General features: G+C 67.6%; 22 protein-coding genes and 2 pseudogenes. 10 read left to right on the top strand and 14 right to left on the bottom strand.

What is annotated here, in order from left to right; all coding sequences use genetic code 11:
* Nucleotides 1-32: 32 nt before the first annotated feature.
* From ABNQ38_RS14435 to ABNQ38_RS14415, 5 genes are read right to left on the bottom strand one after another with little or no spacing between them, the layout of a single operon-like run.
* Nucleotides 33-962, bottom strand: a complete 930-nt coding sequence (locus ABNQ38_RS14435; protein ID WP_377807870.1) for a DMT family transporter — start codon at nt 960-962, stop codon at nt 33-35.
* Nucleotides 963-989: 27 nt separating this feature from the next.
* Entirely contained in the window at nt 990-1,292 is a 303-nt protein-coding gene (locus ABNQ38_RS14430; RefSeq protein ID WP_377807869.1) for a hypothetical protein, read from the bottom strand.
* Nucleotides 1,289-2,215 carry an ATP-grasp domain-containing protein gene (locus tag ABNQ38_RS14425; RefSeq protein ID WP_377807867.1) on the bottom strand — a complete coding sequence of 309 codons (927 nt, stop codon included), beginning with the start codon at nt 2,213-2,215 and terminating at the stop codon, nt 1,289-1,291. The genes ABNQ38_RS14430 and ABNQ38_RS14425 overlap by 4 nt, the downstream gene beginning before the upstream one ends.
* Nucleotides 2,215-3,282 (bottom strand): cysteine synthase family protein, encoded by a 1,068-nt coding sequence (locus ABNQ38_RS14420; RefSeq protein WP_377807866.1) that lies wholly within the window; start codon nt 3,280-3,282, stop codon nt 2,215-2,217. The genes ABNQ38_RS14425 and ABNQ38_RS14420 overlap by 1 nt, the downstream gene beginning before the upstream one ends.
* 7 nt (nt 3,283-3,289) lie before the next feature.
* Nucleotides 3,290-4,180: a hypothetical protein gene (locus ABNQ38_RS14415; protein WP_377807865.1), complete on the bottom strand. Its 891-nt coding sequence runs from the start codon at nt 4,178-4,180 to the stop codon at nt 3,290-3,292.
* A 336-nt stretch (nt 4,181-4,516) separates the two neighbouring features.
* On the opposite strand from ABNQ38_RS14415, the gene ABNQ38_RS14410 reads away from it, so the two are divergent.
* Nucleotides 4,517-4,990 carry an Lrp/AsnC family transcriptional regulator gene (locus tag ABNQ38_RS14410; protein WP_377807863.1) on the top strand — a complete coding sequence of 158 codons (474 nt, stop codon included), beginning with the start codon at nt 4,517-4,519 and terminating at the stop codon, nt 4,988-4,990.
* Nucleotides 4,991-5,003: 13 nt separating this feature from the next.
* Here ABNQ38_RS14410 and ABNQ38_RS14405 read toward each other — a convergent pair whose 3' ends face one another.
* Nucleotides 5,004-5,459 (bottom strand): thermonuclease family protein, encoded by a 456-nt coding sequence (locus tag ABNQ38_RS14405; protein ID WP_377807862.1) that lies wholly within the window; start codon nt 5,457-5,459, stop codon nt 5,004-5,006.
* Between the two features lie 162 nt (nt 5,460-5,621).
* Here ABNQ38_RS14405 and ABNQ38_RS14400 point away from each other — a divergent pair, with 162 nt between their 5' ends.
* The 4 genes and pseudogenes from ABNQ38_RS14400 to ABNQ38_RS14385 all read left to right on the top strand — a co-directional run.
* Nucleotides 5,622-5,837 (top strand): hypothetical protein, encoded by a 216-nt coding sequence (locus ABNQ38_RS14400; protein ID WP_377807861.1) that lies wholly within the window; start codon nt 5,622-5,624, stop codon nt 5,835-5,837.
* A gap of 610 nt (nt 5,838-6,447) precedes the next feature.
* Nucleotides 6,448-8,631, top strand: coding sequence for an ATP-dependent RecD-like DNA helicase (locus ABNQ38_RS14395; protein WP_377807860.1), 2,184 nt, complete (start codon nt 6,448-6,450; stop codon nt 8,629-8,631).
* Nucleotides 8,632-9,044: 413 nt separating this feature from the next.
* Nucleotides 9,045-9,467: a nucleoside diphosphate kinase regulator gene (gene rnk, locus ABNQ38_RS14390; RefSeq protein WP_377807859.1), complete on the top strand. Its 423-nt coding sequence runs from the start codon at nt 9,045-9,047 to the stop codon at nt 9,465-9,467.
* A gap of 24 nt (nt 9,468-9,491) precedes the next feature.
* Nucleotides 9,492-9,619 (top strand): annotated as a pseudogene (locus ABNQ38_RS14385) (IS5/IS1182 family transposase); the annotation flags it as partial.
* Nucleotides 9,620-9,711: 92 nt separating this feature from the next.
* On the opposite strand, the gene ABNQ38_RS14380 reads toward ABNQ38_RS14385, so the two are convergent.
* From ABNQ38_RS14380 to ABNQ38_RS14370, 3 genes are read right to left on the bottom strand one after another with little or no spacing between them, the layout of a single operon-like run.
* Entirely contained in the window at nt 9,712-12,972 is a 3,261-nt protein-coding gene (locus ABNQ38_RS14380) for an error-prone DNA polymerase (RefSeq protein ID WP_377807857.1), read from the bottom strand.
* Entirely contained in the window at nt 12,969-14,543 is a 1,575-nt protein-coding gene (locus tag ABNQ38_RS14375) for a Y-family DNA polymerase (protein ID WP_377807856.1), read from the bottom strand. Before ABNQ38_RS14375 ends, ABNQ38_RS14380 begins: the two co-directional genes overlap by 4 nt.
* Nucleotides 14,431-15,144 (bottom strand): ImuA family protein, encoded by a 714-nt coding sequence (locus ABNQ38_RS14370; RefSeq protein WP_377807855.1) that lies wholly within the window; start codon nt 15,142-15,144, stop codon nt 14,431-14,433. The genes ABNQ38_RS14375 and ABNQ38_RS14370 overlap by 113 nt, the downstream gene beginning before the upstream one ends.
* Before the next feature lie 685 nt (nt 15,145-15,829).
* Here ABNQ38_RS14370 and ABNQ38_RS14365 point away from each other — a divergent pair.
* Nucleotides 15,830-16,999 (top strand): hypothetical protein, encoded by a 1,170-nt coding sequence (locus ABNQ38_RS14365; protein ID WP_377807854.1) that lies wholly within the window; start codon nt 15,830-15,832, stop codon nt 16,997-16,999.
* Nucleotides 17,000-17,127: 128 nt separating this feature from the next.
* Here ABNQ38_RS14365 and ABNQ38_RS14360 read toward each other — a convergent pair whose 3' ends face one another.
* Genes ABNQ38_RS14360 through ABNQ38_RS14350 form a run of 3 tightly spaced genes read right to left on the bottom strand, consistent with a single transcriptional unit; the run spans nt 17,128 to nt 18,910 of the window.
* Nucleotides 17,128-17,286 (bottom strand): hypothetical protein, encoded by a 159-nt coding sequence (locus ABNQ38_RS14360; protein WP_377807853.1) that lies wholly within the window; start codon nt 17,284-17,286, stop codon nt 17,128-17,130.
* 50 nt (nt 17,287-17,336) lie between these two features.
* Nucleotides 17,337-18,623 (bottom strand): type II toxin-antitoxin system HipA family toxin, encoded by a 1,287-nt coding sequence (locus ABNQ38_RS14355; protein WP_377807851.1) that lies wholly within the window; start codon nt 18,621-18,623, stop codon nt 17,337-17,339.
* Entirely contained in the window at nt 18,620-18,910 is a 291-nt protein-coding gene (locus ABNQ38_RS14350; RefSeq protein WP_377807850.1) for a helix-turn-helix domain-containing protein, read from the bottom strand. The genes ABNQ38_RS14355 and ABNQ38_RS14350 overlap by 4 nt, the downstream gene beginning before the upstream one ends.
* Before the next feature lie 147 nt (nt 18,911-19,057).
* Here ABNQ38_RS14350 and ABNQ38_RS14345 point away from each other — a divergent pair.
* The 3 genes and pseudogenes from ABNQ38_RS14345 to ABNQ38_RS14335 form a co-directional block, all read left to right on the top strand.
* Nucleotides 19,058-19,474, top strand: a pseudogene (locus ABNQ38_RS14345) (DDE-type integrase/transposase/recombinase); the annotation flags it as partial.
* A 53-nt stretch (nt 19,475-19,527) separates the two neighbouring features.
* Nucleotides 19,528-19,662 (top strand): hypothetical protein, encoded by a 135-nt coding sequence (locus tag ABNQ38_RS14340; RefSeq protein WP_377807848.1) that lies wholly within the window; start codon nt 19,528-19,530, stop codon nt 19,660-19,662.
* 87 nt (nt 19,663-19,749) lie between these two features.
* Nucleotides 19,750-20,220, top strand: coding sequence for a hypothetical protein (locus tag ABNQ38_RS14335; RefSeq protein WP_377807847.1), 471 nt, complete (start codon nt 19,750-19,752; stop codon nt 20,218-20,220).
* A 224-nt stretch (nt 20,221-20,444) separates the two neighbouring features.
* On the opposite strand, the gene ABNQ38_RS14330 is transcribed toward ABNQ38_RS14335, so the two are convergent.
* The gene (locus ABNQ38_RS14330) at nt 20,445-21,587 is read right to left on the bottom strand and encodes a hypothetical protein (protein WP_377807845.1); all 1,143 of its coding nucleotides are present in this window, start codon (nt 21,585-21,587) and stop codon (nt 20,445-20,447) included.
* Between the two features lie 301 nt (nt 21,588-21,888).
* Here ABNQ38_RS14330 and ABNQ38_RS14325 point away from each other — a divergent pair, with 301 nt between their 5' ends.
* Entirely contained in the window at nt 21,889-23,043 is a 1,155-nt protein-coding gene (locus ABNQ38_RS14325) for a tyrosine-type recombinase/integrase (protein WP_377807844.1), read from the top strand.
* Nucleotides 23,044-23,101: 58 nt separating this feature from the next.
* Here the strand turns inward: ABNQ38_RS14325 and ABNQ38_RS14320 are convergent.
* On the bottom strand, nt 23,102-23,455 hold a 354-nt coding region (locus ABNQ38_RS14320; RefSeq protein ID WP_377807843.1), incomplete at its 5' end, for a hypothetical protein.

Genomic DNA, 23,455 nt, shown 5'->3' with positions numbered 1-23,455 from the left:
TATGGCTGGTCGGAGGGTGGCTGGTCGCCAGGTCAGCGGCTCGAGGTCCGGCGGGCCAGCGTGATGCCGACCAGTGCCAGCGCGCCGCCGAGCCACTGGAGCGGCCCCAGGTCCTCGCCGAACAGCATCCAGGCCAGCGCAGCCGCCGCGACCGGCTGGATGAGCAGGCCGATGGACGAAAAGGTGACCGGAAGGTGGGCCAGCGCATGGGTGATCAGGCCCTGGCCGATGACATGGCAGGCGACGCCCAGCGCCAGCACCGCGGCCCAACCCCAAGCGGTTGCGGGCAGCAGCGGGCCGCCCTCAAGTAAGGCGGCCACCGCCAGAACCATGGCGGCGGCAGCACTCGATCCCGCCATGATGACGCTGGTCGAGTGGCTGGCCCGCAGGCGTTTCACCGCCATCAGGTAGACGGCGTAGAAGGCGGCGGTGCTGACTGCGATGGCGTCACCCTGCCATTGCCCCTCCGCAGCGCTTCCCACCGACGCGAACAGCCCGTCGCCGATCAGCAGCGCCATGCCCGACAGCGAGACCGCCAGGGCGACGATCAGCCCGAGGCCGATCCGCTCGCCGAACAGCAGCCAGCCGAGCAGGGCGACGAAGACAGGGGCGCAGTTGTTGAACAGCGTCGCCTTGGCCACCGAGGTCATGGTGATGCTGAGATGCCAGAGTGCGAGGTCGCCCGCCAACATCAGCCCGGCCACCCCCATCAGCGCCATGTCGGCGGCGGTGACGCGCGCGCTGGCCGCCTGGGGCGCCTTCCGTTCGGCGAGCATGCCGAGCCAGAAGAAGGGGAGTGCGATGACCAGCCGGTAGAAGGCGGTGGCGATCGGCTCCAGTTCGCTGACCCGCACCAGGATGGGGGCGAGCGCGATGGCGAGTGCGCCCGCCAGCAGAGAGAGCAGCGCCGGGTTCGCCCCGGCTCGCGACGGTCCGGCGGCCGCAATGGAGGTTGAGGTCATGGAAGGGGGCTCCTGCTGCTGTTCCGGTCAGGCGACGGTGGCAAGGGATCCGGTGCCGTCGGCCGCGACACGGAAGCGGATGGCGCGGCGCGCCAGTTCGGCGGCGGCTACTGCGCCCTCCAGGGTGGGGGCGCTGGTGAGCGCGTGGCCGAGGCGGTCCTGGAAATCGCCGCGGCGGGCTATCAGCAGCGGGGATGCGCGGTAGAGCCGCAGGTCCCGCAGGAAGGGCGCACCCCGTGCCGCCTCCAGACCCTCGGTGGCGAACCACAGCCCGTCGTCGGGCGGCGTGAGAAAGCGGATCGCCGCGTGCTCCTGGCGGGTCGGCGTCACCTCCGGCGTCCGGCCGACGGCCAGTTCGACGGTCGCCCGGATGAGGTCGATGCCGGTGGCTTGGCGGACGAGCTCGGGGATGAATCCCCGGCCAGCCGCGGGTTGACCTCCATCAGGTGCGGGCCGTCCTCGCCGAGGCGAAGCTCGACATGCAACGGCCCCCAGGTGAGGCCGAGCGCCCGCGTCGCAGCGAGCGCGAAGCCCGCGATCCGATCTGCCGCTGTCGAGGCCAGCGGCGCCGGGAAATCGTGGCCCATCTCGACGAAGTGGGGCAGGGCGCCCAGGTGCTTGCGGGTCACGCCGATGACGGCGTCGTGGAAGATCTCCACCGAATACTCGTCGCCCTTGACCGCTTCCTCGACCAGCAGCGCGCCACAGGTCGGGTCGGCGAGCAGCGATCTGGCGTGGGCCGCCACCTCGGCCACCGTGGCGCAGAGCCGGACGCCGACACTGCCCGATCCGGCCACCGGTTTCAGGACAACGGGCAATCCGATGCCGATGGCGGCCTGGACGGCATCGGCGGCGTCGGTGACCTCGGCATGGCGCACGCGGTCGACACCGGCCTCGTCCAGGCGGCGGCGCTGGGTTGCCTTGTTGCGGCAGGCGGCCACTGCGTCGGCATCCGGCCCCGGCAGGCCGAGGTCAGCGGCCAGGCGAGCGGCGGTGGCGATGAAATACTCCGAACTGGAGGTGATTCCGGCCACCCCCTCGCTGCGCGCCAGTTGGCGCACCAGCGAGCGCAGGACGGTCAGGTCGGCGGTATTGGCCTCGATGCTGCGGATGGCGTCTTCGACGACATAGGGATAGCGGCTGGGCTGGCGGCTGATCAGTACCGGTTCGAAGCCGAGGGCACGGGCGGTTTGGGCGAACAGGCGACCGGTGCCGGACGTGTTGCTCTCGATGAACAGCAGGAGGCGCGGCATCACGCGGCCTCCGCGAGGTCGCGCGCAACCGGGGTGCCTGCCGCCAGCACCTCGTCCAGCGTCCGGCGGTCCCAGCGGAAGCTGCTCCAGCTGGGCCGGACATCGCTGGGATGCGCCACCGGCTGCGGGGCTTCGGGCAGCACGCCGGTCCAGCCCGGCAGCGCTGCGAGCCAGTCGTCATTGTAGATGCTGGCGACGTAGCGGTGGCCCTCGTCGGGGAACAGCGTCACCACCCTGCGGTCGGGATGGGTGCGCGCCCACCAATCGGCCACCAGGTATGCCGCTCCGCTGGTGCCGCCCTGGTAGAGCGCATGGTGCTGGTGCAGGCGGCGGGTGGCCAGGAACGCCTCGGCGGCGCCGACCCAATGGACCTCGTCGAACTGGCTGTGGTCGACGTTCGGCGGCACCAGGCTGTTGCCGAGGCCGCGCAGCAGCCGCTTGCCGTCGGGCTGGCCGAAGACGACGCTGTTGGGGGTGTCGACGCCGATGACGTGGAGATCGGGGTTGAGGTGGCGCAAGAAGCGGGCGATACCCGACATCGAGCCGCCGGACCCGACGGTGCCGACGAGACAGTCGACATGACCGAGGCGCTCGGCAATCTGCTCGGCGACCTCGGCATAAGCACGCGGGTTGTCGGCGTTGCCATACTGGGAAGGGCAGAAGCTGCCCGGGTTGGCCTCCAGCGCAGCGCGCAGCCGGTCGAGGCGGGCGGTCTGGAAGCCGCCGATCTCATAGGGCTTCTCGACGATCTCCAGCGTGACGCCAAGTTCGATCAGGCGCTTGTGTAGGTGCTCGTCGATGGCCGGGTCGCTGACCAGGATGAGCTTGTAGCCGCGCACCGCAGCCAGCATGGCGAGTGCCAGCCCGAAGGTGCCCGACGTCGTCTCGCAGATGGTGCCGCCCGGCTTCAGGCGCCCGTCGGCCGCCGCACGGTCCAGCATGTGACGGGCCGGGAGCAGCTTCATCAGGAAGAAGGCGGCGCCGTGCAGGTTGTCCGTCAGCCGCACCAATCGGGGGAGTTCATAGTCGGGAAAGCCACGGGATTCGCGGGACTGGGGCTGGGACATCGTCATCTCAAGCGACATGGCGGACCTCGGCGACATCGGTACGGAAGTGGAAAGCGGGGGGCAGGCCGAAGGCCTCGAGGCGGGCGGCCGCTTCGGCGACCCGGCGGGCCGTGGCCGGGTTGCGGGGGTCGAAGAGCAGGCCGACGACCGTGCCGCTGTGGGCGACCTGGATGCCGAGCGCCCCAGTGGAGGCCGCAATGGCGTTGATCTCCTCGAAGGCGGGCTTGGGCAGGTGGCGCTGGGAGATTCGGGCGCTGGCCGTGGCAACCCGGCCGAGCAGAGCCGCGTCACCGGTGCGGATCGCCCGCCGCAGCATGCCGCGCAGTGGCCGGAAGGCCTGGACCTCCCAGTCGTCGTAGTCGGCCGGAGGCTGCTTCACAGTGTCCACGAGGGCGCTGGGAGCCGTGTTAACGCTGAGGACCTCCAGCGGCGGCAGGGCGGGGCCGAGATGCTCCAGCACAATGCCTTCGCGCTGGGCGAAGAGCACGGCGAGCTCGCCATGCATGATGCTGTCGCTGGCCGTCTCCGCTCGAACCGCCAGCCGGGCGACCTCTTCGGCGGCGAGGACCGCACCGTGGGCGTTGGCGACGGCGCGGATCGCAGCCACCACGTCGGCGGTCGAGGACCCCATGCCGAGGCCGACCGGGATGGTGCTCTCCACCGTCAGGTGGCCGCCCTGGTCATGCAGGCCGAGGCTGTCCAGCGTCAGCCGCGCGGCCTCGGCCGCCTTCAGCTTGTCGTCCGGGACGGTGACCAGATTTCCCGGCGCCGGGCGGAAGACGGCAGTGGATGAGACTATGTCGCACGGGAGCGTGACGAGACCGCGATGCAGGCGGCCTGCATCGTCCGGGAAGACCCCCTGAAGGATCTCGCCGTGATGGCCGTTTACGCGGCCCAAACCGCGCTCTTTTTGCTGATTTCCCCTGGTGCCAAGGCGCACGGAGGCAAACCGAGAGATCACATCTCCGGGCATTCGAAACCTCTTCGCTGAATGGGTCAGTTTCTATTGTTGATGTTTAGGCGAGTGTCCCCGCTCTAACGGGGATAATTAGCTACTACTGGGAAGTTGTTTGCGCCGCGGCGCAGTTCATTGCGTCGTGATGAGCAGACTGTAGCGCCATCTGGACGGTATGAAATTTCTAATTCTGCCACCCAGTTTGTCACGATGGAAAAATTGACGACGCAGAGCGCGACACTCATAAGTGTGAAATCGCCTCAAACGAGCATTCGCCCCATGCCTGACATCGAACTCGACCAGATCGACCGAAAGATCATCAACCTGCTTCAGGGGAACAGCCAGATCACCAATCTGGAGCTTGCCGACGCGGTTGCGGTGTCGCCACCGACCTGTCTGCGTCGGGTCCGCCGGTTACGCGAGGCTGGGGTCATCGCCAAGGATGTCTCGATCGTCGATCCCAGCAAGCTCGGCAGCCACATCCAGCTGATCGTGACCGTCGAGCTCAAGGGCGACGACCGGGTGCTGATGGATGCCTTCGAGAAAACCATCCACGCCCAGGACTGCGTGACGCAGTGTTATCTGGTCACCGGATCGACCGACTATGTCCTGATGGTCTGCGTCAGGAACATGAGCGAGTTCGAGAAATTCGCCCGGGCGACGCTCTACACCAACCCCTTGATCAAGCGGTTCATCACTCTCACGGTCATCAGCCGGGTCAAGTTCGAGACCAGAATCCCTATCGACGGCTGATCAGACGCTGGCCTCACCGATACTTCCACATCCCCACCCGTTCGGTGCGCGCTGCCTGTTCCTGGAGTTCGTAGAACCCGGCGCTCTCGGCGTGGTCGTCCGTCGCCCATCCCGAGGTGATCATCAGGTGGCCGAGATCGGCGCCCTCGACCGAGCATTGGGCGCTGAGCGGTTTGTCCGGGCTGCCGTCCTTCACGATGCAGATGACCTCGTCCTTGCCGATCAGCGCCTCGAGCAGGCGGCGGGATACCCTGGCGCACGGCTCCCCTTGGCCATTTCCATGGCACAGGGCATCGGCCTCCGGTGCACGGACGCCCCAGAGATGGATGTCCCGTCCTTCCACTTCGATCCGGTCTCCGGCGATCACGGAGATCTCGGCCGCGAGGGTTGCGTGACCGGCCAAAGGCATTAGCAGGGCGGTCAGAGCAATTCGGTGAAATCTGCGGAGCGCTGCAGGAGGCAGGTTCATGCGCCTACTCATGAGGGAATGGCTGTGGCTTAATGCTACCGAACAGCCACGTCTTCGTCATGCAGGAACTTCTCCTTCCCGCCAAGCGCCCGCCAAAAGGTCGCTTGCTTGGCTGCCAGGGCCTGTTCATTGTCCAGGCGTACATTTTCGCGGGGTCTGCTGGTGTTCGTCGTGAGCAAGGAGATGGCGGAAGCCGTGCAGCGAGTCTTCCATGAGCAGGGTGAATGGCCCGCCGTAGCGGAACTGCGCCGCCACGTCCACATCGCTGACAACGCCAACGCCTTGCAGGCGGTCAGGGCCATCGCCTCTTGGCGCACCCTTCCCGCTGATCCACCGGCGCAGCACCATGAAGCTAAGGACGGCCGGGCAAACACGTGAACCAGCTATCGTGTCAAAGCCCCCTCGGCAGACAGCACGATGGGGTCTAGTTGATAGACTGTGCGAGTATACCTGTATGCATTCGCTCTAAATGCATTCTTAAACGCCGCTTTTCGCCGTCTTTCCCGGGAGTTTGCGCCAAAGCCACCCGGTTCCGACTGCTTTGTCGCGTTCCATTGGGCTTCCAGACGCTTTATCCGACTTCAAGCGTGCCTGAGTGCCTTGTTCGCGGTCCTTCGACGCGTAATTCGTCTGCTGCTTGGGCTTGACAAGACGATCTCTGTCGTCTTCGGTCGGGCCTATCGACTCATCTGCCACTCTCAGTCGCCAGGAACGCCAGGAGCTCCCGAGCAAGCTCCTCCGGCGCCTCCTCGGCCATATGGTGCCCGCAGTCCAGACCTCGACCACGCAGATCGGTTGCCCAGAGCCCCCAGACCGAGAGGACATCGCTATAGAGCGCCTCGAGGTCATTGCGCAGTGACCATAGGGCGAGGGTCGGGCAGGCGAGTGTCCGTCCCGTCTGCCAGTCCGTTTCGTCACCCACGTCGGCACCGGACCGCCTTCGCATGTGCGACTGGCCCAGAGCTCCGGAATCAAGCACAATCCCGGCATGAGCGGGCAAGCCATCGCGTCATCGACGGAGTCCCTGGCCGGGCTGGTGGAGCGCGTGACCTTCCACAGCGCCGAGACCGGCTTCTGCGTGCTCCGGGTGAAGGTCCGCGGACATCGGGACTTGGTTGTCGTCGTTGGCCATGCGGCGATGATCTCGGCCGGGGAGTGGATCCAGGCGAGCGGCAACTGGGTCAACGATCGCACCCACGGCCTCCAGTTCAAGACCACCTTCCTGAAGGCCACGCAGCCGACCACGCTGGAGGGCATCGAGAAGTACCTGGGCTCCGGCATGATCAAAGGCATCGGCCCCGTCTACGCCAAGAAGCTCGTGAAGGCGTTCGGCGAGTCCGTGTTCGACGTCATCGAGGCCGAACCCGGTCGCCTGCGCGAGGTCACGGGCATCGGGCCCAGGCGGGCCGACCGCATCGTCAAAGGATGGGCCGACCAGCGGGCGATCAGGGAGATCATGCTGTTCCTGCACGCCAACGGCGTCGGGACCTCCAGGGCCGTCCGCATCTACAAGACCTACGGGCAGGAGGCGATCCAGCTGATCACCGAGAACCCATACCGGCTGGCCCGGGACATCCGCGGCATCGGCTTCAAGACCGCTGATGCCATCGCGGCCAAGCTGGGCATCGAGAAGACGGCCATGGTCCGCGTCCGGGCAGGCATCGGCTATGCGCTGGCCGAGGCCATGGACGAGGGGCACTGCGGCCTGCCGGTGGAGGACCTGGAGAAGCTGGCCAGCGAACTCCTGGAAGTCGGCACCAATCTCGTGGAAGAGGCGCTGGCGGACGAGCTTCTTGACGGCGCCGTCATCGCCGATCAGCTGGAGGGCAGGGATTGCGTCTTCCTGGCCGGACTGTACCGGGCCGAGCAGGCCATCGCTGCCCGGTTGCGGGGACTTGCGGCCGGGACGCTGCCCTGGCCCGCCATCGACATGCAGAAGGCGCTGGAGTGGGTGGAGGGAAAGACGAGACTGACGCTGGCGCCAAGCCAGCGGGAGGCTGTCCGGCTTGCCCTGGCATCCAAGGTCATGGTCATCACCGGCGGCCCGGGCGTGGGCAAGACTACCTTGGTCAACTCCATCCTGAAGATCCTGGCTGCCAAGCACATCCGGATCCTGCTGTGCGCCCCGACCGGCCGGGCGGCCAAGCGGCTCTCGGAGAGCACCGGAATGGAGGCCAGGACCATTCATCGGATGCTCGCCTTCGACCCGGCTGCCGGAGGCTTCAAGCACAGCGAGGAGAACCGGTTGGAATGCGATCTGCTCGTCGTTGACGAGACGTCCATGGTCGACGTGCCGCTGATGAACGCGCTGCTGAAGGCGACGCCTGACAGGTCGGCCCTGATCCTGGTCGGCGATGTCGACCAGTTGCCGTCGGTGGGGCCGGGGCAGGTGCTCGCCGACGTGATCGCATCCGGCGCCGTGCCCGTGGTACGCCTGACCGAGGTTTATCGACAGGCGGCGGCCAGCCGCATCATCGTCAACGCCCATCGCATCAACCAGGGCCAGATGCCGGATCTGACACCCGTAGAGGGCTCGGACTTCTACTTCGTCGAAGCGGCGGAGCCCGAGGATGGTGTTCGCAAGCTGATCGAGGTCGTTCGGAACCGGATCCCGAAGCGCTTCGGCCTGGACCCCGTACGCGATGTCCAGGTGCTCTGTCCGATGAACCGCGGAGGCCTCGGCGCCCGGTCGCTGAACGTGGAACTCCAAGCGGTCCTGAACCCGCCAGGCGATGTCCGGGTCGAGCGCTTCGGCTGGACCTATTGCGTCGGCGACAAGGTGATGCAGACCGAGAACGATTACGAAAAGGAGGTCTACAACGGCGACCTGGGCGTCATCACCGCGATGGAACCGGAGAACAGTGAACTGTTGATCGACTTCGACGGTCGTGAGGTTCCCTACGACTTCGGCGAACTGGATAGGGTATCGCTGGCCTACGCAACGACGATCCACAAGAGCCAGGGATCGGAATACCCGGCTATCGTCATCCCGCTGGCGATGCAACATTGGACGATGCTCAGGCGCAATCTTGTCTATACCGGCGTCACCCGCGGGAAGCGGCTGGTCGTCGTTGTGGGCCAGCGGAAGGCGCTCGGGATGGCTGTGCGGGCACGGCAGGAGGGGCGCCGGTGGTCGAAGCTGAAGGAATGGCTTCTGGCAAAATCGGCCTGACTGGCGCGGGAACGTCTTCCTCTTGCCCAAGGGGGCACGTTCGCTCCGGAAGGGCTTGCTTCAGAGAGTGGGAGGCCGCGCGAGCCCCCGTTGTGATCGGGTAATCCTTGAATTCCAGAGCGAACCTGTCCAAGCTCGGGGAACCATGACACTGCCGCGCTGCCATATCCGTAACCTCCTGCGTGCAGGCCGCGTTCACGCAGGCTCGCCCGCCCCGGATCTGGTCGCCTGAGGCAAGGCTCCTGGACCGTCCGGGGCCAACATAATCTCCCAATCCAAGAGTTCCTCTCGAACCGCATCTATGCGGCCGCGGAGTTATCACGTGCAACCGCTGCATGACCGATGAGGCGTCCGCCGGGGGACGCCGCCTGGTAGCTGGTTGTGCATGTCGAGAAAAGCGAAGGAAGACATCGATGCGTCCCGCAGACCAGTTTCCGCCCATCGTTCTGACCGCCACCGACCATGACCGCCTTTCGGCCCTGGTCGAGGCTGTTTCCGAGAGGTTGCCCGATGTCTACGAGTACCTCACGGTCGAACTGGATCGCGCCGCGGTGATCGATGCCAGTGAGCTCGCGATGGCGGTGGTCACGATGGGCGCGCGCGTGGCGTTCAGGGACGAAGTGAACGGACAGGAACGGACCGTCACCCTGGTATATCCGCGTGACGCCGATCTCGCGGCCGGTCGGGTGTCTGTGCTGACCCCCATTGGCGCGGCGCTCATTGGCGTTGCGGAAGGACAGTCGATCACATGGTACACGCGGGAGGGCGAGGCGAAGACCCTCACCGTTCTGGCAGTCGAGCGTCTCGTCGGGGACGAGGGCGCCGTCGCCGCGTGATCCGCGGTCTGAAGAGCGACTGCACGCAAGACGCTTTACAACCGCTTCGTCCGGTGGGCAGCCAAGGGCGTGTGGGATGACATCTTCCATGCCTTGGCGGTGGCGGGGGCCTACCGGCTCAGGTGATGATCGATTCCACCGCGGTGCGCGCCCTCCTCCAGCCTCGCGACGTTGCTCCAGTTCGAGAGCGGATCGCTCTGCGCGGCTGCCCAACCTCGACTGGGTCGAACTCGGTTCAGGCGGCCTATCGAAAGTCCCTCGTCTGCGGCTTGATGCCGGACCCGAGCCGCAGGTTGGGGTCGTACATTTCCTTTGCCTGCGGCATCTGCGGCCTAGCCGCGACCATTCCAACCTCATCAGCCCGGCACTGTTTCAATGGCATCGGCTCCCCTCGACCACCAAGCGACCGCAACAGGTCCGTCTGGTCGGTCAACCGCTCAGCGATCAGGTGGATGACCTCGCCCTCGACCTGTACACGGCCCTTCACCGCCATCATGTTGGCGCCCAGGACGACCCGGCGCTGCTGCTCGAAGAGCTTCTTCCAGACGATGACGTTGGCGATGCCGGTTTCGTCCTCAAGCGTGATGAACAAGACCCCGTTGGCGCTTCCCGGCCGCTGCCTGACCAACACCAGGCCGGACACCGTGACCCGGCGTCCGTCGCGCGTGCGAGCGAGGTCAGTGCAGGGGATGATGCCCTGACGTCGGAAATCCCTGCGCAGGAATGACAGCGGATGGCTGCGCAGGCTCAAGCCCGTCGTCGAGTAGTCCTCGACCACCTCGCTGCCCGCGCTCATGGGCCTGAGGGCGACCTCCGGCTCGTCAGCCTCCCGCTCGGCCCTGGCGGCCGCAAAGAGCGGCAGGGCCTCATCCCGGAGCGCCCGGATGGCCCAGATCGCTTCCTGGCGCCTCAGGCCAAGGCCAGCGAAGGCATCGGCGGTCGCCAACTGGCGAAGAGCCGCCACCGGCACACCCGCCCGGCGCCACAAGTCCTCAACGCTGCCATAAGGCCGGTCTCCGCGGGCGGCAACGATTCCGGCCGCGGCGGCATTGACCAGCCCCTTGGCCATCCGGAAACCGAGCCGGACGGCCAGCCCGCTGTCCCCCATTGGCTCCAGGATGCAGTCCCAGCGCGAGGCGTTGACGTCGACCGGCCGGACCTCGACGCCGTGCTCGCGCGCATCCCGGACGATCTGGGCGGGTGCGTAGAAGCCCATTGGCTGTGCATTCAGCAGAGCGGCGCAGAACACCTCGGGATGGTGGCACTTCATCCAGCTGCTGGCGTAGGCGATCAGGGCGAAGGAAGCCGCATGGCTTTCCGGAAAACCGTAGCTGCCGAAGCCCTCCAACTGCTTGAAGGTCGCCTCCGCGAATTCCTGGGTGTATCCGCGCGCCACCATGCCGTTGACCAGCTTGTCGCGGAACCGGCTGACGCCGCCGGTGAACTTGAAGGTGGCCATCGACTTCCGCAACTGGTCGGCCTCGCCGGGGGTGAAGCCCGCGCATTCGATGGCGACCCGCATCGCCTGCTCCTGGAAAAGCGGCACCCCCAAGGTCGGTCCCAGCACGGCCTCGAGCTCGGGTTTCGGGTATTCCACCGGCTCCAGCCCCTCACGACGGCGCAAATACGGATGCACCATGTCACCCTGGATCGGGCCCGGCCTGACGATGGCCACCTCAATGACCAAGTCGTAGAAGGTCCGCGGCTTGATCCGCGGCAGCATGGCCATCTGCGCCCGGCTCTCGATCTGGAAAACGCCCAATGTGTCGGCCCGCCGGATCATCGCGTAGGTCGCCGGGTCCTCGGCCGGGATTCCCGCCAAGTCCATGCGGATGCCCTTGTGCTCCTCCAGGATTTCGAAGGCCCTGCGCATGCAGCCGAGCATGCCGAGGCCGAGGACGTCGACCTTCATGATGCGGAGGACGTCAATGTCGTCCTTGTCCCATTCGATAACCTGCCGGTCCTCCATAGCGGCGGGTTCAATGGGGACGAGTTCGTCGAGCCGACCCTGCGTCAGCACAAAACCACCCGGGTGCTGAGACAGATGCCTCGGCGTGCCCATCAGCTGTCGGGCAAGCTCCAGGGTCAGCCTGAGACGCCGGTCCTCTAGGTTCATCTTCAGTTCGGCTGCGTGCTGCTCGTCGACGCCTTCGTCGGACCAAGCCCATATCTGCCCCGCCAGCGCGGCCGTGATGTCCTCGGTGAGCCCCATGACCTTGCCGACGTCGCGGATGGCACCCCGCGCCCGGTACCGGCTGACCACGGCCGTCAGAGCAGCGCGGTGCCTTCCATAAGTCTGGTCAATCCATTGGATTACGATTTCGCGTCGGTCATGCTCGAAGTCGACGTCAATGTCCGGTGGCTCCCGGCGCTCTGCCGAGACGAACCTCTCGAAGAGAAGGTTGTGGCGCTCGGGATCGATGCTGGTGATGCCCAATACGAAGCAGACGGCCGAGTTCGCCGCCGAGCCCCGCCCCTGGCACAGGATGCCACGCGACCGGGCGAACCGGACGATGCTGTGGACGGTCAGGAAATAGGGCTCGTAGCCCAACTGCCCGATGAGCCGCAACTCGTGCCGGAGCACGGCCTGAACCTTTTCCGGCGCGCCATCGGGATAGCGGTCGGCAACTGCTGACCAGGTCAGTTGCTCCAACGACTGCTGCGCCGTCAGGCCGGGCGTACAGACCTCCTCGGGATATTGGTACTGGAGTTCGGACAGGCAGAAGCGGCAGCGATCGACAATCTCCAGCGTGCGGGCCACCGCCTCCCGGTATTTCGTGAACAGGCGCACCATCTCCGCCGGTGGCCGCAGATGACGGTCGGCGAACCGTTCCCGCCGGAAGCCAGCGCTGTCGATGGTGCATCCCTCGCGGATGCAGGTGACAACGTCCTGCATGATCCGGCGCTCCGGCGCGTGATACAGCACGTCGTTGGTCGCCACCGTCGGCACGCGTAGCGCGGCCGCCATAGCCGCCAGTTGATGCAGGCGCATGGCATCTCCCGGCCGCCGCCGGAGGGTCAGCACCACATAGCAGCGGCCCGAGTAGAATCGGCGCAGGCGTTCCAGCTGCCGGGCACAGTGCTCGTCCGCTTCTTCCGGCATCAGGATGGTGAGCAGTCCCTCAGCCCAGTCTGCCAAGTCCTCCCAGGTGAGCTCGCAGGCTCCTTTGCCAGCCCGGGCCTTGCCGATGGTCAGCAGGCGGCAGAGCCGCCCGTAGCCCGCCCGGTTCATCGGATACAGCAGCAGGGCCGTGCCGTCGCTCAGGTCCACCCGGCAGCCGACCACCAACCGCACGCCGGTCTGCTTCGCGGCCTCATAGGCGCGCACGATGCCAGCCAGCGAGTGCCGGTCGACGATGCCCAATGCCGGGATGCCCAGGGCCGCAGCCTGCGCGAACAACTCCTCCGCGGATGAGGCGCCGCGCAGGAAGCTGAAGTGGGTGGTCACCTGGAGTTCGGCGTATGCCGTATTCGAGGAGCCAGACCCCGTGTCCTCGGCCGTCATCCAAACAGCCCATGGATGAACCAGCGCACCGGGCTGGTCTCCGGCGAGCCCTCCCAAGACCTGTAGAGCCAGAAGCGCTCGCCTGCATGGTCCTCGACGGCGTAGTAGTCGCGCGCGGCCGCCATCTCGCGATCTCGTCGCCACCATTCGCCATGGATGCGCTCTGGGCCGTCCGCCCGCTTGATGAGCCGACGAACTCCCCGCCAGGTGAAAGCCATCGGCGGGTGATCAGGCATCAGGGCCAGCGTCTCTATGGGTTCCGGCGGTGTCAACAGCCGTCCCGGCCGTGGCCACTGGGACGGCCAACCGGTCGTTACCGGCGGTGCCAGGGCGGGGATGCGCGTGACCGACCTTTCGGGGACGTCGCTCTCCAAGGGTGCGCACCGATAGAGCCGGTCATGGCCGATTCGGTTGCCCAGGACGTCGATCAGTCCGGCGATGGTGGCCGCGTCATCGGGGGCGGCAAGTTCGGTTCCAGCGCCGACCAGGCGGCCGACCTCCTCGGCCGTCAGGGGCTCGGCAAGCGCGGCCATCAAGATGGCGTTTTCGATGCCGAACCCAGGGTCGACCTTATCGACTCGCTCGACCAACAGACGGATGAGGTGCGCCGCGCTGCGGACTGGCTTGGCCGTCCCGACCCGGATGGCCTGCATCGTGCCGTCAACCCGATGCCAGAGCAGGTCCAGCGTTCTGGCGCCCAGCCCCCGTTGCTCCAGCTGTCCGCAGAGGTCCTTCACCAGCGCCCCGATGACGGCCTGGAGTGCCTCAGCCGTGCTGATAGGCTCGACCAGGCTGTGGCGCGCCCGGACGGCTTCGGTCGGGACAACAGGCACAATCGGTTCAGCGATGCTGCCGAAGACTTGGTCCAGCCGTCGGCCAAGCACCGTACCGAACCGATGGGCCAGCGGTGCGCGCGGCGTCGCCTCCAGGTCACCGATGGATTTGAAGCCCAGACGCCGGAGTTCCATCGTCATCTCTGGCGGTAGCCGCAGGGCGGCGAGCGGCAAGGCGGACACTGTCTCCAGCGCATCATCCACCACACACACAGGCCGGTGACCGAAGCGCGCGATGGCATTGGCGGCGCCCGGTGTACCGGCGACGGAAGCCCGCGCGGCGACGCCCATTGCAGCAAGGCGGCCGACCAGGTCGTCAAGCAACGGGCGTTCGCCGCCCATCAGATGGCTGGCGCCGGTGATGTCGATCCACAGGCCGTCCGGCAGGTCGACGGACACGATCGGGCTATAGCGGAGTGCCCACAGCGCCAGTCGGTGCAGACCCTCGGCGTCGGCTTCGGGATCGGCGTCGGCGACCATCAGGTCTGGTACCATTGCCCGCGCCTGGGCGAGCGGGATGCCCCGGCGCAAGCCGAGCCGATGGGCGGCCATGTCTACAGCCGTGATGACGCGCTGCGCACCGGTCGACGCGACGACGAAGGGCTTGTCGGTCGGCTCGTCGGCGTCAGGCGCCGATCCGGAGCCCGGCCTGCCTTGGCGGTTCTTCGACGAGCGTGCCCTGGCGCGAAGCCGATCCGTCGGCCAAGTTGGGAAGTAGACCGAGACGACCCTTCTCATCGCAGCCCTCCATGTCCCACTCACCCGCCCCACCTCCACGGCACCGCACCAGTTCCACCCGCCATCGCCTTCGGCCCATTCCCGGCGCTGGCAGCGGGCTGGACGGCAGGGCGGAGACCCGCCAACGGGTGACGGCGGCCGTGGGCTGGCCGACTTCAGCGGCGGCCGCGGCCGGGCTGCGCCACCGGCGTAGGATGATGGCTGTGACCCCAGAGTGCTCCGCGGCGATTTGCATGCGCCTGGACGCCACCATGGGCAGTTTGGCGAGCTCGCCGACCACGGCTGCCAGCCCGCGGTGGCGCAGGCCTTCCTCGATCAGCAGAGGCAGCATCTTCTCATCCGGAGCCTCGGCGTAGATGACCCGGTTCGCGTCCAAGCCGACCTGGGAGAGCGCCGGGGCGAACAGGTCCGACGCCCGCAGGCACCAGAGCACCGGCCCCGTCATCCTGGACAGGATCCCCGCGACGAACAGCGTGGCCGCCGCGGCGTGGATCACGCCTAGGTCGCCGCCCTCGGCCACCTCGTGCACGGCCCCCAACGCCAGCCCGCCGCTTGGCAGCCGATCGTCGATCTCGGTGAGCCCGAACGGCAGCACGCGCATGACGCGCTGTCCGCCGCGTTCCAGCTGACGGATGCGGTTGCGCAGGTCCTGAAGGGCAGGTCGAGTGGGCTGGTCAGGATACATGTCTCTTGAGACAGGCCGAGGAGGATTATGTTCCCTTTTTGTTCCCCATAAACCGGACATAAGTCAAGACCAAGCCTGTTGCGGCCAAGGTCAGGGCAGTGGCGTCACGTTTCTCCGCATCGCTGATGTGATTATCGACTAAGCGTCACAAGCGGAAATCCGGCGCAAACATCGGAGCAGATGGAGCAGCATCGTGAACCCCGTCGTCCGCTCCACCAACGTACCGATCAGCGCCCGATCGATCCCTCAACGCGGATCGTCATGATGTTGATCCGGCGCAGAGGGGCCTTCGTCGGCCCAGTCTGCCCGCTGCGTCCGTCCGCGGCACGCAGGATGGGCATACGTGTGGCTGAGCGGCGGCTCGGGAGGGCGCGACCGGGAACCGGCACGTCGGGCCCGAGCGAACTCCGAACGGAGCGCCCCATCCCATCGGTCTGGTGCAACGCCTGATCCCCAGTGACGTGGCGGGGCCGTCCGGCAAAATTGTTGCGGAATTGACTGGTCGTGGGCTTGCCACGCAAAATTCGGACCATATCCGCCGGGGCCACCGCCTCGCCCCGGTATCCCGCCGGCCGCGACGCGTGATTGCGCAGGGGATTTCATGATTTTTCTCGGTTCCCGCGATGCTGCCGCGGCGTCGCCCGTGCTGACCAGCAGCCTGCCGAAGCATATTGGCCGCAACGGCGGACCGGTGGCGCGGCTCAGCGCCCGCCTGCTGGCGAACCCGCCCTGGTACGATCAGCCGCTTGTGGACCGCGCCCTGACCGCCCTTGACACGGTCGCGCGGGCGTCCGCCATCCGTCCGGGGTTTCTGCACGCTGTTGCTGGGCTGATGCGCACGCACGACGGGGCGAAGTTTTCCGACCTCGTGAAGGCGCTGCGGAACGCCGGGCCGGCGCACGGCTTGACCAAGGGCGCGGCCGAGCAGGAGGGCAGGGCGTTGGTCATGGCGTTGGGAGTGCTGCAGGCTCTCAAGCGGCGCGCGCAGTCGGCCCTGCGGCCGGGCCATGCTCTGCCGGTCGGCATGCCGACTGACCGTTTGCGGGCCCGCCGGGTCCGGCGGGTGGAAGAGGTGGCGCGAGCGCTGTTCCGCAGCGCAGCGCACGGCACCTCCTGCGAGGTCTGGCTGACGGATGACCCTGCGGCGGTTGGTTTCACCGTAAGCTTAGGCCGGGTCTACCCGTACGGTGGCCGGTACAAGAGCTATGCCGCGCCCAGCTCGTCGTGGACCATCACGGTTCCCCAGCGTTGGCTGTCGCGGGTGGACTGTCGAGAACTCGCGGTCGTGGACGGTCTCATGACCCTCGATGCCCAGCCGTTGCTGTCTCCGGTATCCGGCGTAGAGGTTTACGCGGCGACGTGGGCGGCGCAGGCGCGCGGGCTGGATGTGAGGGTCGAGCGCGGCGTGATCGCCCGGCAGGGTGCAGTCTCCTATCACGGGCCGGATGTCGCCCGGGCCGTTGCCGGACTGACGCGCAAGATGAGCCTGACGGTCCGCCGTTCCCTGTCGCCGGACGAGCGCGCCGAACGGCGTCTGCGGCGTCTCGCAACCTTTGCCCGGCGTTTTGGCGACGAGCCGGTGACCCTGCACGACAGTGAAGCCGTCGGCAATTGCTCGTACGGCACCCGGAGCTGGTGCTGCGGGGTGGGCATCGATCCGGAAGCCGGTGCGACGACGCTGGCACGCGTGATTGAGGGCTATCGCGAGCGGCCGCAGGACGAAGCCTGGGCGGTGGTGCTGCACGTCGTGAATTGCTGCCGGTTGCGCTGAGTCCGACTTCAGGCCCTCGCGCCACTGGTCGGCGAGGGCCCTTCTCTTCACGCGAACACGGACGGAACGGTCGTACCGGTCGGTGACCGCGATCGACAGCTTCACCGTCCACCCCGTCCACTCCCGTTCTACCGCCACTTCAGCATCGCCTGGATGCGCTCGACGACCCGGTTGGTGTCGGCGAGCAAGGCGTCGAGCGCCGTGTAATCCACCTCCAGGCGCTCGAGGCGGGCGGGCATGGGTGGTGGTGACGGCGGCGGTTCGGTCGCGGCCAGCGGCTCCGGCATGACAACCTTCGGCGGCCGTCCCCGTCGGTGTCCGTGCCGGCCCGGCGGTCTCACCGCGGATGCTCGTCCTCGGCGTCTTCCTCGACGTGGGCGAGGAGCCGCACGACGGTCCGGCAACGAGCCTCGATCGCCGCGGCGAACTCGCCCATCAGCGGGTGGTCCCCGCCCGGCATCGCCCTGACCGCTGCGACCGCCTCGGGCAGCTCCCGCCGGACCCGTTCCGCGACCGTCTCGATCCGCCGCAGGATCATTGTGCGGTTGAAGCCGCACTCGTCAGCCATGCGCTGCCAATGGTGGCCCTTGAGATGATCGCCGCGATCCTTGCCGGCGATTGTCTGCGACAGGTTCTTCGTGACGTTCTCCCACGCGGCCGCGCACATGAGGTCGTAGAGCGGGGCCAGCGAGAACCCCCGGCCCGTCAGCAGGATACTGTAGTTCTTGGCGTGTGCGTCGGTGTTGCAGATCAGCACGTTGAAGACTATGGCGTCGAGCAGCCGCATGCGGTCGGCCGCCGTCAGGTGGTTGTCCACCACCTTGAACATGTCCACGAGCCGCGGCCCTTTCATGCCCGAGCGGTTGCGCTCGTACTTCGCCCCAGGCGGCTTGCCAAGCGCCTGGCAGAAGTCCTCCTGGTGGACGCGCAGCCAGCGCCCGTTCCGCTGCACCCGGTCGTAGCGGGTCACCAGAAGGTAGCTCCGCTCTCCCGCCTTACCCGTCGTCACCGCCGCCGTCTTCAGGTCGCAACGGTGGGCGAGCGTCATGCAGAGGGCCTCGTTCTGCACGCTGCCCCACAGCCGTCGGCGGGCGTCGGGCTTCAGGATATGTGTGGACGGCGCTCCGTTGACCGGAATTGCCATTCGTCCGTCCGCCATGAAGGCGACGGGCAGCTTCTCTTGGGCGCCGGCCAGCGACATCGACACGCCGTCGTCGCCCGCCAGGAAGGGCTTGGCTGGCAGCTCCTCGATGATCTTCTCAAGCTCGGTCTCGCCGTCGATCGGACGGTAATCGGGAGCCTCCCCCGCGCGGAGACGCCCGATGGTCAGTGCTCCCGCCGTGTCGCGGCCGATCCGCTCAAGGATGCCGATGACGTCCTGCGGCGAGACGCCGAGGTTCCGTCCGACGGCGAGCAGGTTGGCGTCCTCGGGCAGCAGGTTGGCCAGCCACGGCATCAGGACCTTTGGGCCGAAGGGCCCCCCGCCAAGCGGCATCCCCAGCGATACCGGGAACGCCCCCCGCGTGTTTTGCCAGCGGATGTCGTAGGCGAAGGACGGCCCCTCTTCGGCGAGGGTGATAGCGCCGATGACGAGATGTTCGTAATGGACGGGAAGCGTGCTCACGCCTCGTCTCCGAGGTCGGGGAGGTCTGGATAGGCATCGCCGGGGCCAAGGTCGGGCAGTGTATCGGCGGACGGAACAGGGGCTTGGTCGGTCAACCGGATGCCGACGCCCTTGGCGACGGCGAGGGCCTTGCCGAGCTGGCACGTCGGCTTGCCGCTTTCGAGATCGACGATGAACCGCTCGCCGACGTTGACCGCCAGCGCGAGGTCGCGCTGGGTCATGCCGAGGGCCTGCCGCCGAGAGCGGACGAGGCTGCCGAAGCGTCCCGGCGTGTCGATGAATTCCATGGCGCGCACCGTTCTTCCCGCTCGGGAAGATGATGCCTCCTCTCGCCCGCGTCAAGGCGGATTTTCCCGAGCGGGAAGGAATGCCCGGTTTGACAGAGTTGGGGATCGAAAACTTCCCGCTCGGGAAGCCTGGCGCAGTTTCACCGGGGCCAATACAGGTACCTGTGGAGGGCCGTCGATGATGAGGGCGAGGTGCTGGAGGTTTTCATCCAACGCCGACGGGACAAGGCCGCCGCTGGCAAGCTGATGCGTACGCTGCTCAAGAAGCAGGGCTTTGCCCCGGCCCGGGTTTCCGCCGACAAGCTGCGCTCCTCTGGGGCCGCGTTTCGTGAGATCGGCCTGATGACGCACCATGAACAAGGCCGGCGCCAGAACAACTGGGCCGAAGTCTCGCACCAGCCACTCCGGCGACGCGCAAGGAAGATGCAGCGCTTCAAGTCTCCAGGCTTAGCCCAGCGCTTCGTCTCTCTGCACGCCGCCGTCAACAACACCTCCACCCCTCAGCGCCACCTGGTTCCCCGCCGCATGCTGCGCACCGTCCGGGCGCAGGCCATGGCCGCCTAGCAATTCGCGATCATGGCCGCGTACGGTCGGCACCGCCGGGGCAGCTCGGTCGTGTGGCTCAGGATGACCTCGAACACGATCACGGCGGGCTGACGGCGCAGGGCGAAGCCGAGCTCCCGAACGCACTGCTCGCGATGGGATTGATCTGCAGCCGCGTGCTGCGGATGGCCAAAATTTTTTCGTGCTGACACGCCGCCGCAACGCGTTGACCGGGGCGCCTAAGAGGGGCGGGTGGTACCTTCCTCTTGGGGGGTAATGTCTGGGAGTATCAACACATGGACGCTGAGACGAAGCTCCGCGAGTTCCTCTCATTGATCGATCCTTCCAAGATGCCGGGGCAGCGCCGTCCGGGTCTGCCGTTCCCGACTGCCTTTCTGTTCGGCAAGGGCCGTTTCTGGACGCCGGCGCCGCTGCCGCCCGACATCCCCTTCGGCACGCGGAAGATGTGCTTCCAGAACGCCTTCCAGCTGATGATGTCCAACCCGCGTCGCTACTGTTATGCGGAGGGCTACGCCCTGGAGAAGGACGGTGGCGTCCCCCTCGAGCACGCTTGGTGCGTGACGGAGTCCGGGACGGTGGTCGACCCCACGTGGCGGACGCCCGAACGGACCGCCTACTTCGGTGTCGCGCTTGATGCATCGGTGACCTGCCGCGTGCTCGCAGCGACCGAGACGTACGGTGTGCTTGATTACGCGACGTGGCGGGTTGCCGGGCCGATTCTGCATGAGTTAGTCATGTCGGTTTAGGCGCGGATCGGCTGAGGGATGGGCGCCGGCTCGGTTCGGAGCGGCGCCCATCGCTGGTCGATCTCTTTATCGGCGGACTGGCGCCGCGTGGGTCCTGGCCGACAACGGGGCCTTTGTCGGGAGTGGCACCCTAAAAACAGACCAGAACAAGAACCCATAGAACAGAGCGCATACAGATCATGCGCGCGCAGATTGTACCGGCAGTCGCACAATCGGGTCTCGCCCTACCGCTTCTTCAGCATCGCCTGCACGCGCTCGACGACCCGATTGGTGTCGGCGAGCAGGGCGTCGAGCGCCGTGTAATCCACCTCCAAGCGGTCGAGGCGGGCGGGCACCGGCGGTGGCGGCGGGGACGGTTCGGTCGCTGCCAGCGGCTCCGGCACCAGGATCTTCGGCGGCCGTCCTCGCCGGTGTCCATAACGGCGCGGCCCGGCGGTTTCGCCGCGGATGCTCTCGGTGCCGGGCAGGCCGTACAGGCGGTGCGAGCCGCGGCCGGTTACCTCGACGGCGCCGCCGCAGGCCACCAGCTCCTCCAGCATCATGCCGGCGCCGCGCAGCGAGCAGCCGAGCAGGGTGGCGAGCCGGGCCGGGCCGAGCAGCGGGGCGGCGGCGAGCAGATCGACGGCGGCGGGCAGGCGGCTGTTCGAGCGGCGCGGCCCGATGGCGGCGCGGGCGCCGCGCCAGGCGTGCTCGAGCCGGCGCAGGACGGCGAGGCCATCCGCGGCCTCGCGCTCCAGGCTGCGGGCGAAGGCGCACGTCCAGCCGTCCGGGTCCAGGGGGCTGTCCGGGCGCAGCGTGTCGGCGCCGGCGAGGATGGGGAGCTGTGCGCGTGTCACGCCGGTGGCCTGCAGCGCCACCGGCAGGGCGGCGCGCACCGCGCCGCGCGGGCGGTCGTCGACGATCCACGCCCGCATCGCCCGCGCCAGCGCTGGCAGGCGGGCGCCCGAGCCGGGCTGCGTCAGCGCCCACAGCGCGTCCTCGGCGAGGCGCCGGTGATCAGGGGCCTCGGTGCTGGCATCGAGGTCCCGCTCGGGGCGGCGGTCGGCGGCGGCGAGCATCAGGTTATAGAGCCGCAGGGCGTGGGAGAGCGCATCGAGGTCGGCGCCCCGTTCGTGCTGCGCCGGCGTGTCCGGCGCGCGCAGGCGCAGCCCTTCGAGGAACGCGGCAAGGCGCTGCGGGTCGACGCGGTGGCCGTCGAGGCCGGCGTGGGTGCGCACCGCCTCCAGGCGCACCCAGTGCTGCCAGGCGGGGAGTAGCGGATGGCCGTCCAAGGTGGCATCGAGGCGGGCGACGGCCAGGGTGGCGCGCTCGAGGGCGGCGGCGCGGACAGCGGGGTCGGTTTTTTCGAGGGCGGAAAACCCGAGCACGGACAATCCTTTCACGGCGACAGCGGAGACACTTATAGAAGTAAAATAGTAGTTCGTTTCATGTTGGTGAATTCCCTTTACAAGAGCAAAGGGCCGCTGGCGCACGGCGGCGGCCGGGGGGCGCGAACCTCCTGGAAATCCTTGAGTTTGCTGGAGTTGGCCCCTGCCGCCGGCCACGGGCGGCCCTGGCGCTGCGGCGTTGGCGTCGACGCTGGCGGATTGCGTCCGACAAGCAATGTTGTCGGTCTTGAAAAAAGAGTGCAAGACGCCGTATTCTCTCCCTAAAGGAGAAGCCAACCGAATGCCGCTCAGCCCGCCCGCCGATCACCCCGCCGACCGCGCGGCCGAGCTCGTCAGCTCCGTCGTTGTGACGGCCGCTCCCGATGACACCGGTGTGGTGATCGAATTCGAGATCCTCGACGACCTCCTCCTGCCCGGCACGCACACGTCCGAGCAGATCGTCGAGATCACCCGCTTGGCCAAGGCCGCCGCCCGCACCGTCGCCGCCCGCTACAGCCCGAACACCGAACGCGCCTACCGCGCCGCCTGGGCGAGCTACCGGGACTGGGCGGTCAGCCTCGGCTTCGCACCGCTTGGCGCCGACCCGCGGGTGGTCGGCATGTACCTCGCCAAGGCCTCCGAACGCCTGGCGCTCCCCACCCTCAAGGTCCACCTCTCCGCCATCCTGCTCGCCCACCGCCTCGCCGGCCGCTCGCTCGACGCCAAACACCCGCTGATCGCCGACCAGCTCGCCGGCGTCGCCGCCCTGCAGGCCCGGCGCAAGGTCAAACAGGCGGCCCCCATCCTGCCGGATCTGCTGCGCCGGCTCGTCGCCGCCCAGCCCGACAGCGTGATCGGCTGCCGCAACGTGCTCCTGTTGCTGCTCGGCTTCGGCGCCGCCACCCGGCGCAGCGAGCTGGTCGGGCTGGACGTCGGGGATGTGGTGGTGGTGCCGGGGCGTGGTCTCGAGGTGACGATCCGCGGCGGCAAGACCAAGCGCGGCCGCACCGCGGCCATCTGGGCCGCCGATGACCCGGCGGTGTGTCCGGTGGACGCGCTGCGCCGCTGGCGCGCCGTCTACACCATGGAGGACGCCGACGCGCCGTTGTTCGTGTCGGTGGGGAAGGGCGGGGCGTTTGGCGGCCGGCTCTCCGACCGCAGCGTGGACCGGGTGGTGCGCGAGACCAGTCAGGCCATCGGTGAAACCGATGCCGATCTGATCCGCTGGACCCAGGGACCCGAAATGGCGCAGCGCCTGGGCAGCCGCTTCTCCGCCCACTCCTTGCGCAGCGGCTTCGCCACCGCCGCCGCCGAGGAGGAGGCGTCGCTCAAAAAAATCATGGAGCAGACCGGGCACCAGAGCAGCGACGTCGCGGTGAAGTACATCCGCCACGCCGACCGCTGGCGCGACAACCCCACCGAGCGCTTGTTCCGCCGCAAGCCGGACGCGAACTGACGGCGCACAGCGGTGGGGACAGGGCCCCGCTCAGGAGCGAGCGGGGCCTGTCTCACTGCTACGCCATCTCGTAGGCGCCCACATACAGGTAGCCGCCCTTGGCCCTGGCCCTCGCGCGCAGACGCGGGTTGACCGGGTGCTCCAGGGTGTACGGCTGGTCGCCGTTGGGGTTGATCCAGGTCTGGCCGCACAGGGTCTTCAGCCAGGCGGTCACCTCGTTGTCCAGGAACGCCTGGAAGTCGGGGCTGAACGGGGCCTCGGCCGGGAAGAACGACTTGCGGTCGGGAAAGAACTCCAGCGTCTGGCGGCCGTAGCGGCTCTCCAGGATGGCGCGCGCGCCAAAGGCGCCGCGGATCGGCGTGTTGTCCGGCGGGGGCTCGCCGAACCAGTGGTCCTTCGGGGCAACGTTCAT

The organism is Azospirillum sp. A29, assembly GCF_042604625.1.
Taxonomy (GTDB): Bacteria; Pseudomonadota; Alphaproteobacteria; order Azospirillales; family Azospirillaceae; genus Azospirillum; species Azospirillum palustre.
This window is presented reverse-complemented; position numbering and strand designations above follow the sequence as displayed.